Source organism: Sporomusa sp. GT1, from assembly GCF_014634905.1.
GTDB lineage: Bacteria > Bacillota > Negativicutes > Sporomusales > Sporomusaceae > Sporomusa > Sporomusa sphaeroides.
In genome coordinates this window covers 21,575-34,774 of sequence record NZ_BMBX01000019.1, presented here as the reverse complement: position 1 = coordinate 34,774, position 13,200 = coordinate 21,575, and the positions used below count along the sequence as shown (strand labels likewise).

Here is a 13,200-nt window from a genome sequence, read left to right as displayed (position 1 = left end):
ATAGAAATGGCTGCTCCCCGGTTAGCCATTTTCCGGCAGGGTCCCGGTGGATGACATTCCTTCGACCCAAATATAAAGGAAAAGGAGAACGGATAATGAGTGAAATCCAACGCTTTAACAAAGATCTTAATGAGAACAAGGAAATGCTGGAAGAAGTAAAGAATGCCGGTAATGATCTGGCGAAAATTGTGGCTTATGCCAATGCCAAGGGCTATAATTTTACGCTTGCCGAGCTGGAAGCCAGTGCCACATCGGCTGAGTTGTCTGAAGAACAGCTGGACAAGGTGGCCGGCGGTGTTTCCATAGTTTTGGGAAAGGTAGTCGTGATTTAAAAAGACTTTGATTTTCGCGGCCCGGGCGTCAGCAGCGCCCGGGCCGGTTTGCAGATAAGAGCGGGTAGCCATTCGCTAAAGGGAAACTTACCAAGGGGTGGTGACGTAGTATGAACGAACTGTACTTTTGCGGTGATTTCAATTCCCAAATCAGTGCAGATGAAAAAAGACTGATTCCCCATATCAAACGCTTTTTCGAATGTGTTGTCGGCGATACGGAATTTTATGCGGCACTGCAGGAGGACGCCGCCGGGTGGGAAGCCCTGCTGCAAGCAAGGGGAATAGCCAATGTGAAGCCGGAACAGCTGGCGGTATTGTTTCCGGAACAGTTTATGCTGGAGGAAGTCCCAACCGCAGAATTGGCAGACAAGCCGCAGGCTCTGTTGTGGCGGCGCTATTGCGAGGCGGCTGCCGGGATGCGGGAGCTTTGGCGTCAGCAGGGGGACAAAACTCCCAGCCACCGGTTTAATGCCTGGCGCCGGCGTCAGGTAAACCGCTGCCAAAGTCAACTGGGTCAGGAGACCAATGCGGCCATTGTTCATGCGACTGCCGTGTTCGAATTGAGCAAGGGGTGTTCCCTGGGCTGCCCCTTCTGCGGCCTTGCGGCCGAACCTTTGCAGGAGGTGTTGCCGTATACTGACGAGAATGCCCGGCTATGGCAGACTGTCCTCAAGGTAGCGGCAGCGCGCCTTGGCACTGCGGCAGGGGCCGGGATGTGCTACTGGGCGACCGAACCCAGTGATAACTCTGATTATTTCAAGTTTATGGCCGATTATAGCAGGATAATGGGTGTTTACCCGCAGACCACCACGGCAGCCCCGCTGCGCAAGCCTGACTGGACACGGGAATTGCTGCGGCTCCGCCGTGAACATGTCACGGCATCGGATCGCTTTTCCATTCATTCGACAGAGCTTCTGCGCCGGGTGCATAAGGAGTTTTCTGCTGAGGATTTGGCTTTGACAGAGCTTATTCTCCAGCATTCGGACACCTGGTCCCGGCTTATGGCCCGTTCAGGCCGCAACCGCCCAAGTGTTTCAGCCGATTCTCAGGCCAAATTTGTTACTACCCATACCATTTGCTGCCTGTCCGGCTACCTGATAAATATGGTGGAGCGCTCGGTACGCCTGATCAGTCCCTGTCCGCCGTCAGAGCGCTGGCCTTTGGGCTACCGTATCCATGCTGAAGGAGATTTTGCTGATGCGGCGGAACTGGATGGCTTTATTGTTAAGACCATGGCAGCCTGCATGCCTGAGCATCTGGCGTCAGAGGATAGGCTGGCCTTCCGGCAAGATCTGGAGTTTGCTGCTTTGCCGGCAGGATTCCAGCTTCGCAGCACCTATCGGCTGCATAAGCTGACAGGAGCTCCGCACCTGGTTCCGCTTGGCCGGCTCATCGCGCAGGGAATTTTGACTTTGGGACGCGTGCTGGAGGAAACTGCGGTCCAGGGCCAGGATGTTCTGGCGGCAGCGTCCTCGATGCAAAAGCTGTTTGAACAGGGCCTGCTGGAAGAAAATTTGTTGTAAGTGGCAGACTAAAAAAAGAAGTTTTGCTGTTGCAAAGCTTCTTTTTTTATGTTTCAATTGCCTGGACAAACTTTCGCACTATTCCGCCATACTGATAGCGGTCATTAAAAATAGCAGTTACATGCCCGGCGTTTGCAAACAAATATATTTGCCGGGGACCTTTGGTGGCATGATAAAGCTCCAGCGACATGGAAGCAGGAACCAGCTTGTCAGCTTCACCATGAATGTAGAGAACCGGCGTGGTTATATTGCGTACTGACCGGATCGGGGATGCCTGACGGAAAGTAAAGCGGGCATCGAAATAGGCAACAACATTGGCGTATGGCAGTAACAGTTTTGTCAGCACTTTTCCCGGAAGATTCAGCCGCTGCTCCATTTGTAACGTTAATAACGACTCAAAATCAGAATAGGAACTATCGGCAATATAGAAAGCCACACGCTTATTGGCTTCATTGAGCTCAGCATGCATGAGCGCGGTCGCTGCGCCCATGGAAATTCCATGAACACCGATCATGCCTTTGGGAAAACGATTGCCAACCCAATCCACCCACTGATCAAGATCATATTTTTCATAATTGCCCCAGGTGACCGAGTTACCGCCGCTTTCGCCATGAGCCCGCAAGTCAATAAGCAGAAGATTAAAGCCGTAATTTAGATAAATATCCAAATAGTTTAGACCGACTGCGCGACTTTCAGTAAAGCCATGCAGGAAGATAAGGGTTTTATCTGTAGCTTGGGGATTGGGAATATACGTGGCAGACAATGGATAGCCAAAGCGGGATACAATGGTAATATCTTCCCACTTACTCTCTTGTTTGCCATTTTCTAAGATTTGCTTGAGCCTGCCGTTAGTTTCATTAAGATGGGAATGTAAGATACTTGTTTCTTTATAAATAATGTTTCCGATATAGAGTCCAGCTCCGTTTATCCCAAAAAAAACGATTAACATACTGAGCAGGACCCAGCGCCGCCAGCTCCCTTTTTTCGATAGTTGGTACTTTGTATTCGATTGCATATATCTACCTCATGAAATTTTCTGGCTGATGATTCTGGAAGTATGTTTCATATTTTACAATACAACTTTAAGCTAACTCTAAGTCAATAGGTTTTATATATTTCTGCCTGTTCCAAGGGTGCTGCCCTTATTATTAGCTTTTGGTATTTTTCGATATTCCATGCAGTGCCTCTAAAAATGTATTAGTTGGAAGAAAATCCGTTGTAACAGGTATACTAAAAAAAGGAAACTTTGCCGTAGCAAAGCTTCCTTTTTTCTAGTACTTTAATTCTCTTTCCAGAATAACGCCGGTTTCCGGATTAATTTCCAGTTCTCCCCGCATAGTGTCTGTAGTAAATTTTACTTCATATACCTGGTAGCCGTCGTCAGAAGCCAGGCGCATCTTACGGATTATCGCGTCCGGGAATTCTTTTAGCGTAATTTCGGTAATATCGTTTCTGCTCAGGCTGACGGTGTTGCTGCCATGACTGTTTGTCAGTTTTGTTTTTACCTCGGTAACTTTTTCAGTCAGTTTGTCGATTTCAATTTCATATTTTATTTTAGCGACATTATCAAAAAAGGTTACCTCATAGGCAGTAACGTCATCTTCGGTGAGGACATGGGCGGCGCCTGCCGGGATCCATTTTCGGGCTATTTCCTGTGCTGAATCAGCCGTGACCGCCGCTAAAGCCGTGGTTGCGGCGCCAAATGAAATGAGTGATGCAAGCATAACGCCCAGTATTTTTTTCTTGTTTGTTTTCATCATATATAACCCCTCCATGTTTTAATTTATATTAACTATAATAGATGAACATTAAAGTAAGATTAATTTTAAACGCCAATATGAATTTTATTGTTAAAAAATATGGTATAATTTTAACAAAATTTACTAGGGAGATTGTTATGCGTATTTTACTGGTAGAAGACGAGAGCGATTTACAGCAGCTGCTCAAAAAGCGGCTGGCACAGTCGGGGTATGCTGTCGATGCTGTTGCGGATGGGTGGGAAGCACAAGATTATCTGGCGGCGATGCAGTATGATCTTATTATCCTGGACTGGATGCTGCCCGGACTTGACGGTATTTCCTTGCTGGCCAAATTCCGCCAAACAGACCTGACAACCCCTGTTCTTTTACTTACTGCCAAAGATAATATTGAGGACCGGGTAACAGGACTTGACGCCGGTGCGGATGATTACTTGATAAAACCGTTTGCTTTTGACGAATTGCTGGCCCGGATTCGGGCTCTTATGCGCCGGCCGGGCAATGTTCGTGCAGATACACTATGTGTGGCCGATTTAACGGTAAATTTCAGCAGCCGCACAGTAACAAGGGGAGAGAAACAAATTTCCTTATCAAGCAAGGAGTTTGCCGTACTGGAGTATTTGATCCGCAATCATGGCATTGTTTTATCGAAAGAAAAGATTGAGGAACATATCTGGAATTATGATTTTTCAGGCAACTCCAATGTCATCAATGTTTATATCCGGTATTTGCGTAAAAAGATTGACGACGACTTTGACCTTAAATTAATTCATACCGTCCGGGGGGCCGGTTATGTGCTGCAGGAGAGATTATGAAACCATTATCAATAAAAGTAAAGATTACGTGCTGGTACACCGGACTGATTATTTTTATTCTCGCTGTTATTATGGCGGGAATTGTTTTTGGTACCGACAAAGTCCTGGTGCAGGGAGTGCAGCGTGAGTTGCAGGACGAAGTTTATGATGTTGCAGAGGATATCAATTATACAAATGGGTCGATAGATGTAAATGATGTTGATTTTTTTGATGATGGGGTACTCATTTCCTTGTACACTAAAGAGCAAACCCTGTTTGCCGGACAGTTGCCTGCCGGACTGCCGCCGGCGGTGCCTTTTCAATCCGAGCAAGTGCAGACAGTTAAGGTGGACGGGAATCAATGGCTGGTTTACGACCTGTATATAACAGCCAAAGGCCAGGAGGGGATATGGGTTCGCGGTGCGGTATCGTTAAGTCCGGCCTATGAGACGCGCAACCAGATTCTCTTTGTCTGTATGGTATTGTTTCCTTTTTTAGTGCTGCTTGCCGGGTACGGAGGCTGGTTGATTACCCAGAATGCTTTCCAGCCTGTCAGCCTGATCCAAAGAACAGCGGCAGAAATTGAAAGCAGCGGCGATTTATCCAGGCGTATTCACCTGACAGGAAGCCAGGATGAAATTTATCAGCTTGCGCAAACGTTTGATCATATGCTGGACCAATTGGAAACGTCGTTTAAAGCAGAACAGCAGTTTACTGCCGATGCGTCTCATGAGCTGAGAACGCCTGTTACTGTCATGATGACACACGCTGAATACGCACTGGCGCAAAAAGATAATTGGCAGGAAGCCGCTGAAGCCATACAGGTAATTTTACAGCAGGCGGAAAAAATGAATTCATTGATTTCTGCTTTGCTTTTATTGGCGCGGGCTGACCATCGTACGGACAACCTCGAATTTGAAGTGATTAACCTCGGCGAAGTGGCTGAAATGGTTGTCGAGGAAATGGAAATAGCGGCCCAAAAGCGGAATATTACTATTTGCGCCGATATTGAGTCTGACCTTACGTTAATGGCTGATCAAACTTCCATGATGCGGCTGCTGTTAAATCTTTGCCAGAATGCCATTCGTTATGGCCGCGATAACGGCTGGGTCCGGCTTACACTAAAGCGGAAAGACGGTGGGATTCAGGGGAGTGTTGCGGACAACGGCATTGGCATTGCTCCGGCAGAACAGGAAAAAATATGGAAGCGGTTTTATCAGGTAGACCCGGCGCGGCATAAAAGAGAAGACAGCGGAACCGGTCTGGGACTGCCGATTGTAAAATGGATTATTGAGCGGCACGGTGGCAGCATTGTGATAGACAGTTGTCTGAACGGCGGTACGACTGTGCGGTTCTATTTGCCGGCAAATAGGCAAAGCAAGCTGTGAAAAAATGCGCAACAACAGCTTGGCTTTTGCCTAAATAATTTGCCAAAACAGGGGAAAAAGCATCAGCAATAATAAACTACAAAAGCCAACGAAAATCTACAATAAGTTGTTTGAAATTCAGACAAATGTCCGATTGATGAAAATAAAGGCAAAGGTTATAATTATAATGCTGTATTTATATGGTGGAAGTTATCATTAATTTAGGGAGGGCGAGTTCTTGATTAGTGCGAATAGTTTGAAAGTGAGATTAATTGTCCTGTTTGTTTTGTTTGCCTTTATTCCGGTCTGTATCAGCGGGATCATCAGCGGCTACATAAATGCGCAATCCTTGAAAGAAGTAACCATGGTGTCAAATCGCAATACTGCGCAGCAGATAGGCAATGAAATTGCCCGTGTGGTGGACGACGCGAGAATTGTAAATGATATCCTGGCCGATTCTCCTACCGCAAAATCAATGGATCCTGCGGCTGTTAAAGAATTAATATTAGCGGCGCAGAAACAGAATCCAAACTATGAACTTATTGTTGTTATGGATAAGACAGGCATGCAAATTGCCAGAACTTCGGGAACCCTGGCCAATCGTGGTGACAGGCTTTATTTTAAAGAAGCCATGCGAGGCATTACTTTTATTACCGATTCGTATATTTCCGTTTTTACCAATGCACCCTGTATTACCGTTTCTTCACCGGTTAAAAATAGTGCCGGACAGATTATCGGGGTGATAGCTACCGACGTCAGCCTCAAGTCCATCTGGGACATTGCTGACAAAGTACAGATTGGTCATACCGGTTATGTAGATGTTGTCGATAATAAGGGAACCATTATTGCTCATCCTGACAAGGAGCGGGTTCTGAAAAAAGAATCCTTTGCTACCTATGATTATGTTGCCAAGGTGATTGACGGACAAAATGGCGCTCTGGAAGCCACTTCCACCCGCGGGGAAGAGTCCATTACTGTTTTTTCACCAATTGCCCAGAATAAATGGGGCGTTATTGTTCATGAGCCCATCAAAGAAGTAATGGCAGTCGTGTACAAATCGGCGGCGGCAACTGCTGCAGTTGTTTTGCTTGCCATCCTTATCGCGCTCATCGCTTCATACTATGTGGCTCGCAGTATTGCCAATCCGCTGGAAAAGCTTGGTATTGCCGCAGAATTGGTGGCTGAAGGCGATCTGGCTCACACCATCGAGGTTAGAGGTGTGAGCGAAATCAACAAACTTACCGATACCTTCAATATAATGATAGCCGCGCTGCGCACCCTTGCTGCCAAAACCTCGTCTACCGCTGAAACGGTTGCAGCCTCTTCCCAGGAACTGGCTGCCTCTTCCGGTGAAGTGGGCAAAGCTGCCGAGGAAGTTGCCATCACCATTCAAAGTGTGGCTGAAGGTGCGAATAACCAGGTAACGCTGGCCGATAACTCAGCCCATATTATCAAGGATATGGTTGAGGCCATCGTTACTACCAGCAAAGCCGCTCACTCGGTGGCAGCCGCCTCTGAGCAAAGCGAACGGGCTGCGGAAACCGGTACCGAACAAATCGGTATGGCTGTAACTAAAATGAATGAAATTCAGCATGATGTGAGCCAGGCAACCCAGAAGATTCATGCTTTGGGTGAAAAGTCCCGGCAAATTGGACAAATTGTCGACGTTATTACCGGTATTGCCGGTCAAACTAACTTACTGGCGCTTAATGCCGCCATTGAGGCCGCCCGGGCGGGTGAGCAGGGACGCGGTTTTGCCGTAGTTGCCGATGAGGTGCGTAAGCTGGCCGAACAGTCTGACGCAGCTGCCCGCGAGATTGCCGGTATTATTCAGGCCATTCAGGCCGATACTGTGGAAACCGTTACCGCTATTGACAAAAGTGGCCGTGAAGTCGCTGCCGGTGTACAAGTAGTGGAAAGTTCCGGCATTGCCTTTAAAGAAATCTACACAGCCGTGAAAAATGTCCGGGACGAAGTGGTGCGTATTGTGGCGTTGACAGAAGAACAGCAACGGCGCAGTACTCAGGTGGAAAATGCCATCCATGGCATCGCCGACGCAGCGCGCCTTAATGCTGCCGGTGCCGGACAGGTGGCGTCAGCCAGCCAGGAACAAAATGCCAGTGTTGAGGAAATTGCCGCCGCATCTGCCGGCCTGGCCCAGATGGCGTCCGAACTCCAGCAGGCTGTATTTAAATTCAAGATTTAAGTATATTTTGACGGCGAAAATCCCTAACCTGTTGCGGTTAGGGATTTTTGCTTAATGAATTACTCAAAATACCTATAAGAAACTGCAAAAAATCTCATTGTTGGCCCTTTCTCGCTTTTGGAAAGGCCGGGAATGTTGTATAATGTAAGGATATAGAATGGTGGACAACCCTAAGGAGGATCTGCATGAATACCGAAAGTAAAGATATGGACAAAGAAACTGCTGCTAATGCTGCTATGCCTGCTAATTTCATTGAAGTTATCATCAATGAAGATAATAAGACAGGTAAATACGGCAATCGGGTACATACGCGCTTTCCCCCGGAGCCCAATGGCTATCTGCATATTGGACATGCCAAATCAATCTGTTTGAATTTTGGTTTGGCGCTTAAATATGGTGGTAAATGCAACCTGCGTTTTGACGACACGAACCCGACGAAAGAGGATGTTGAGTACGTAGACTCCATCCAGGAAGACGTAAGATGGCTGGGTTTTGACTGGGATGACCGCAAATTTTACGCTTCCGACTATTTTGAGAAGATTTATGAATTAACCCTTGAGCTTATTAAAAAAGGCAAAGCCTATGTTTGTGATTTGTCTGCCGGGGAAATGAGAGAGTATCGCGGCACCCTGACAGAGCCGGGCAAAGAAAGTCCGTACCGCAACCGCAGTGTGGCAGAGAATCTTTCCTTATTCGAAAAAATGCGTTTGGGCGAATTCCCGGAAGGGAGCCGGGTGCTGCGGGCCAAGATTGATATGTCCTCTCCCAATCTTAATATGCGTGATCCGGTGCTTTACCGCATTATCCGCGCGCCTCATCACCGGACCGGCGATACATGGTGTATCTACCCCATGTACGACTATGCCCATCCAATCTCCGATTCGATTGAAGGCGTGACCCATTCCATTTGTACGCTTGAGTTTGCCGACCACCGGCCGCTGTATGACTGGACCCTGGAGGCGCTGGAAATCTATAAATGCCAGCAAATTGAATTTGCCCGGCTGAATCTGACCAATACGATTATGAGCAAACGCTATCTGCGCCGTCTGGTGGAAGAAAACTATGTCAGCGGCTGGGATGACCCGCGCATGCCGACAATTTCGGGCCTAAGGCGGCGAGGCTATACGCCGGAAGCCATCCGGGATTTCTGCGACCGGATTGGTGTGGCTAAGAGCAACAGTACGGTGGATATTGCTTTGCTGGAGCATTGCATTCGTGAAGATCTCAACACCAAAGCGCCGCGTGTTATGGCAGTGCTTAAACCGCTTAAAATTATTATTGATAATTATCCGGACGGACAAGTGGAAGAAATGACAGCCGAGAACAATCCGGAAAATCCTGAGATGGGCTCGCGGACACTGCCTTTTACCCGGGAACTGTATATTGAGCAGGACGATTTTATGGAGAATCCGCCGAAAAAATATTTCCGCCTGACACCCGGGGCGGAAGTAAGGCTCAAACATGCCTATATAATTAAATGCGAGCATGTGATCAAAGATGAGCAAACCGGCGAGATTGTGGCAGTCCATTGTACGTATGACCCGGATACCAAGAGCGGCAGCGGTACGGTAAACCGCAAGGTTAAGGGCGTGCTGCACTGGGTATCGGCAGCTCATGCCGCAAAAGCCGAGGTTCGTCTGTATGATTACCTGTTGACTGATCAGCAGGATCAGGAAGAAGAGGCTAAGGATTTTGTCGATACGCTAAACCCTGATTCCCTGGAAGTTTTGACAGCCTGCTTAGTGGAACCAAGTATCAAAACAGCTCAGCCAGGCAGTCGTTTTCAGTTTATGCGGCAGGGATATTTTGTCGTTGATCGTGATTCAACCGCCGACCTTCCCGTATTTAGCCGTATCGTCTCCCTGAAAGATTCCTGGGCCAAGCTGGAGAAGAAATAATAGCAGGAAAGACTTTTGCCAGGCACGGGTTGCCGGCAAAAGTCTTTCTGATGCCAGATGCTAGAAACGAGGTATTCCGGTGTTGGTTTTGATAAAGTTTCTATACATAACTTTTCTGCTGCCACCAGGCCTGTTTATTGCTGCGCTGGCTTTTGTCTGTGGCCGGATGTATTACCGGCACCAGCGGGGAGCAGGGCTGCTGGCGCTAATAACAGCGCTTTTGTACCTGATATCCACGCCGTTAGTGGGAGATATCTTAATCCGGTCCTTAGAGAGCCGTTACCAGCCGCCGGCAGCGATAACCGGTGATGTTATTGTCACGCTGGGAGGCGGGGCTACGGCTGATACGCCGAATGTTCATGGGCAGGGACATCTTATGGGGTCTGCTGCCAACCGGCTGTTAACGGCAGCGCAGTTACACCGTCTCACCGGCAAGCCGGTCATCGTTTCCGGGGGGCAGGTATTTGCCAATACCGGTAAGGAAGCCGAGATTGCCCGGCATATCCTGCAAGGCTTGGGCGTCGCCGATGACAACATCATTGTGGAGGGGCAGAGCCTTAATACTACCGATAACGCTAAATTTACGCAACAGATTATAGCGGAGCGTGGTTTTACCAGTCCGGTGCTGGTGACCTCGGCTTTTCACATGGAGCGGTCTGTACAGCAGTTTGCTAAATATAATATGGAAGTGACGCCATACCCAACCGACTATCAGACAAATACCCGCTTTATTTTTGAATGGCATTTGTTATGGCCCCGGGCGGACGCTTTCTATAACACCCAGTTGGCCATCAAAGAATATCTCGGCCTTATGGCAGTACGCTGGTTTTAATGTTATATATGAGGAGTAGTGATATCTTGAAAATTTTACTTATCGGCGGTGGCGGACGCGAACATGCTCTGGCCTGGAAACTGGCGCAAAGCCCCCGGGTGGAAAAAATCTATTGCGCTCCGGGTAACCCCGGCATTGCGGCTGTGGCCGAATGTGTCGACATTGATGTAAGCGACAATGCCGCTTTGGGCCAATTTGCCTTAGCCCATGCTGTCGATTTAACCGTGGTTGGCCCGGAACTGCCGCTTGCCAACGGGCTTGTCGATCATTTTGCCACATTACAGCTCAAGGCTTTTGGACCGTCCCGGCAGGCGGCCCAGCTCGAAGGCTCGAAGGCTTTTGCCAAAGAAATTATGCACAAATACAATATTCCCACCGCCGCTTCCGCGGCTTTTACCGATGCGGACAAAGCTATCGCCTATATCAAGGAGCAGGGGGCTCCCATTGTTGTTAAGGCAGACGGTTTGGCAGCCGGCAAGGGTGTTGTGGTAGCCATGACGGTGGAGGAAGCGGTTGCTGCCGTCGATATGATGATGCGGGACAAGGCTTTCGGCAGCGCCGGTAATTTGATCGTTATTGAGGAATATTTAGAGGGTGAGGAAGCCTCCCTGCTGGCCTTTACCGACGGCTTTACGGTAGCTCCCATGGTGGCGGCTCAGGACCATAAACGGATTTTTGACAATGATCAGGGGCCCAATACCGGTGGTATGGGAACCTATGCCCCGGCGCCGGTGGTAACTCAGGCTGTGCGGGAGCAGGTGACGCGCGAGGTGCTGCAGCCGGTGGTTGACGGGCTGCGTCAGGAAGGCATTATCTATAAAGGCTGTTTATACGCCGGTTTGATGATTACGGCCCAGGGGCCAAAGGTCATTGAATTTAACGCCAGGTTTGGTGACCCTGAAACACAGGTGGTATTGCCGCTGCTGGATAGTGATTTGGTGGATATCATGGAGGCCTGTGTCGGGGAGCGGTTGGCTGATGTAACCATAAATTGGCGGCAGGAAGCGGCCGTTTGTGTTGTGCTGGCGGCTGCGGGGTATCCGGGCGATTATACCAAGGGGAATGAAATTACCGGTATTGATCAGGCGGAAAAGCAGGGCGCGATGGTTTTTCATGCCGGTACCGGCAGCAAGGACAACCATATTGTTACCACCGGCGGCCGGGTGCTGGGCGTGACTGCCGTAGCCGGTGATATTCGTGCGGCGGTAGAGAAGGTATATCAGGCTGTACCTGAAATCAAATTCGCGGGAATGCAGTACCGCAAAGATATAGCCCACCGGGCGTTTAACCGCAAATAAGCTAAGAGGGAGATTGCCACGCATATTAGGCAGATTGCTGGCAACCCGCTCGCAAAGGAGTGCATGGTTTGGATGCAGGGTTAATAGCCATTAATCTACTGGTTATAGCCATCATTGCTGTTGGCATTGGTATGACGGCAATTGGCTTGCCTGGCAACTGGCTCATATTTTTTACGGCGCTGGGGTATGGCTATACAGAAGGCTTCGTGCATATGAGCAGTACCGTGCTCTTGCTGCTTTTGGGCGCATTATTGCTGGGCGAACTGGCTGAATTTATAGCAGGAGCGCTGGGGGCCACAAAAGAAAATGCATCCCGTATGGCTATCGGGTCTGCCTTTTTTGGCGGCATTGTCGGCGGTATTGCCGGCACAGGCATTATGCCGGGACTTGGCTCGATTGCGGGGGCCATCACCGGCTCTTTTGCCGCCGGTTACCTGGCGGAGTATGCCGCTACCGGCAACCGGGAGAAAGCGGGGCGGGTTGCCAAGAGTATCATGATTGGTCAGGCATTGGGATTGATTTTCAAATTAGCCATGGCTATCGGCATGGTGGTTTTGATCCTTTCCAAACTGGCTTGGTAAGGACAGGAGGAAACTTATGAAACGCCGGCAAATACTTGATGCTGCCTATACTGTTTTTTCCCGCAAAGGCTATCATCGCGCCACGGTTGACGAGATTATTGCCTTAGCCGATACCGGTAAAGGCACAGTATATAACTATTTTGTCAATAAGGAACAACTTTTTTATACCTTGATTAAGGAACGCAGTGCCGGTTTTGAAGCTGAGTTGGATACCATTGCTGCTCTTGCCGAACCGGCGCTGGATAAAACCAAGAAAGCCATTCGTGTTTTTCTGGAGTTTTATGTGCAAAATGCGGATTTGTGGCGGGTGCTCATGCATGAGATGCGCGGGTTAGGCCGTGAGGAACCGTCAAGCTTTACCGAGGCGGAGCGGGAAAAATACCGGGAAAGGTTTGTTCACACTATCGGGACATTGCAGCGGATCTTACAGGAAGGAATTGATCAAGGTACTATCCGCCAGTGTGATGTGCACAAAGCCGCCCATGGTTTGTTCAGTGTTATTGTGATGATGGTGTTTCAGGGGTTTGTTGGCGGAGAACAGGATTCTATTGATAGTACGGCCAACAGCATTGCCGATATTTTTATGTACGGGATAGTTAACCGTTAATAAAA

At 48.8% G+C, this 13,200-nt stretch carries 12 protein-coding genes; 10 read left to right on the top strand and 2 right to left on the bottom strand.

What is annotated here, in order from left to right; translation table 11 throughout:
• Positions 1-95: 95 nt before the first annotated feature.
• Together GT1_RS17085 and GT1_RS17080 are read left to right on the top strand one after the other, a co-directional pair.
• Positions 96-332 carry a Nif11-like leader peptide family RiPP precursor gene (locus GT1_RS17085; RefSeq protein WP_188399709.1) on the top strand — a complete coding sequence of 79 codons (237 nt, stop codon included), beginning with the start codon at positions 96-98 and terminating at the stop codon, positions 330-332.
• Positions 333-442: 110 nt separating this feature from the next.
• Positions 443-1,855, top strand: coding sequence for a radical SAM family RiPP maturation amino acid epimerase (locus GT1_RS17080; RefSeq protein WP_188399708.1), 1,413 nt, complete (start codon positions 443-445; stop codon positions 1,853-1,855).
• A 46-nt stretch (positions 1,856-1,901) separates the two neighbouring features.
• On the opposite strand, the gene GT1_RS17075 is transcribed toward GT1_RS17080, so the two are convergent.
• A complete protein-coding gene (locus GT1_RS17075) occupies positions 1,902-2,804 on the bottom strand; it encodes an alpha/beta hydrolase (protein ID WP_223226329.1) in 903 nt (300 codons plus the stop codon).
• Positions 2,805-3,126: 322 nt separating this feature from the next.
• On the bottom strand, positions 3,127-3,615 hold the full coding sequence (locus tag GT1_RS17070; protein WP_188399706.1) for a PepSY domain-containing protein: 489 nt from the start codon (positions 3,613-3,615) through the stop codon (positions 3,127-3,129).
• Positions 3,616-3,752: 137 nt separating this feature from the next.
• Here GT1_RS17070 and rppA point away from each other — a divergent pair, with 137 nt between their 5' ends.
• The 8 genes from rppA (at position 3,753) to GT1_RS17030 (ending at position 13,195) form a co-directional block, all read left to right on the top strand.
• Positions 3,753-4,427, top strand: a complete 675-nt coding sequence (gene rppA / locus GT1_RS17065) for a two-component system response regulator RppA (protein ID WP_188399705.1) — start codon at positions 3,753-3,755, stop codon at positions 4,425-4,427.
• A complete protein-coding gene (locus GT1_RS17060) occupies positions 4,424-5,794 on the top strand; it encodes a cell wall metabolism sensor histidine kinase WalK (protein ID WP_188399704.1) in 1,371 nt (456 codons plus the stop codon). The genes rppA and GT1_RS17060 overlap by 4 nt, the downstream gene beginning before the upstream one ends.
• A gap of 217 nt (positions 5,795-6,011) precedes the next feature.
• Positions 6,012-7,979 carry a methyl-accepting chemotaxis protein gene (locus GT1_RS17055; protein ID WP_188399703.1) on the top strand — a complete coding sequence of 656 codons (1,968 nt, stop codon included), beginning with the start codon at positions 6,012-6,014 and terminating at the stop codon, positions 7,977-7,979.
• 185 nt (positions 7,980-8,164) lie between these two features.
• Entirely contained in the window at positions 8,165-9,877 is a 1,713-nt protein-coding gene (locus GT1_RS17050) for a glutamine--tRNA ligase/YqeY domain fusion protein (protein ID WP_223226328.1), read from the top strand.
• Between the two features lie 79 nt (positions 9,878-9,956).
• Positions 9,957-10,709, top strand: a complete 753-nt coding sequence (locus GT1_RS17045; protein ID WP_188399702.1) for a YdcF family protein — start codon at positions 9,957-9,959, stop codon at positions 10,707-10,709.
• Between the two features lie 26 nt (positions 10,710-10,735).
• Positions 10,736-12,007 carry a phosphoribosylamine--glycine ligase gene (purD, locus tag GT1_RS17040; RefSeq protein ID WP_188399701.1) on the top strand — a complete coding sequence of 424 codons (1,272 nt, stop codon included), beginning with the start codon at positions 10,736-10,738 and terminating at the stop codon, positions 12,005-12,007.
• Between the two features lie 68 nt (positions 12,008-12,075).
• Positions 12,076-12,588, top strand: coding sequence for a DUF456 domain-containing protein (locus tag GT1_RS17035; RefSeq protein WP_188399700.1), 513 nt, complete (start codon positions 12,076-12,078; stop codon positions 12,586-12,588).
• Positions 12,589-12,604: 16 nt separating this feature from the next.
• Positions 12,605-13,195, top strand: a complete 591-nt coding sequence (locus GT1_RS17030) for a TetR/AcrR family transcriptional regulator (RefSeq protein WP_188399699.1) — start codon at positions 12,605-12,607, stop codon at positions 13,193-13,195.
• Positions 13,196-13,200 lie beyond the last annotated feature (5 nt).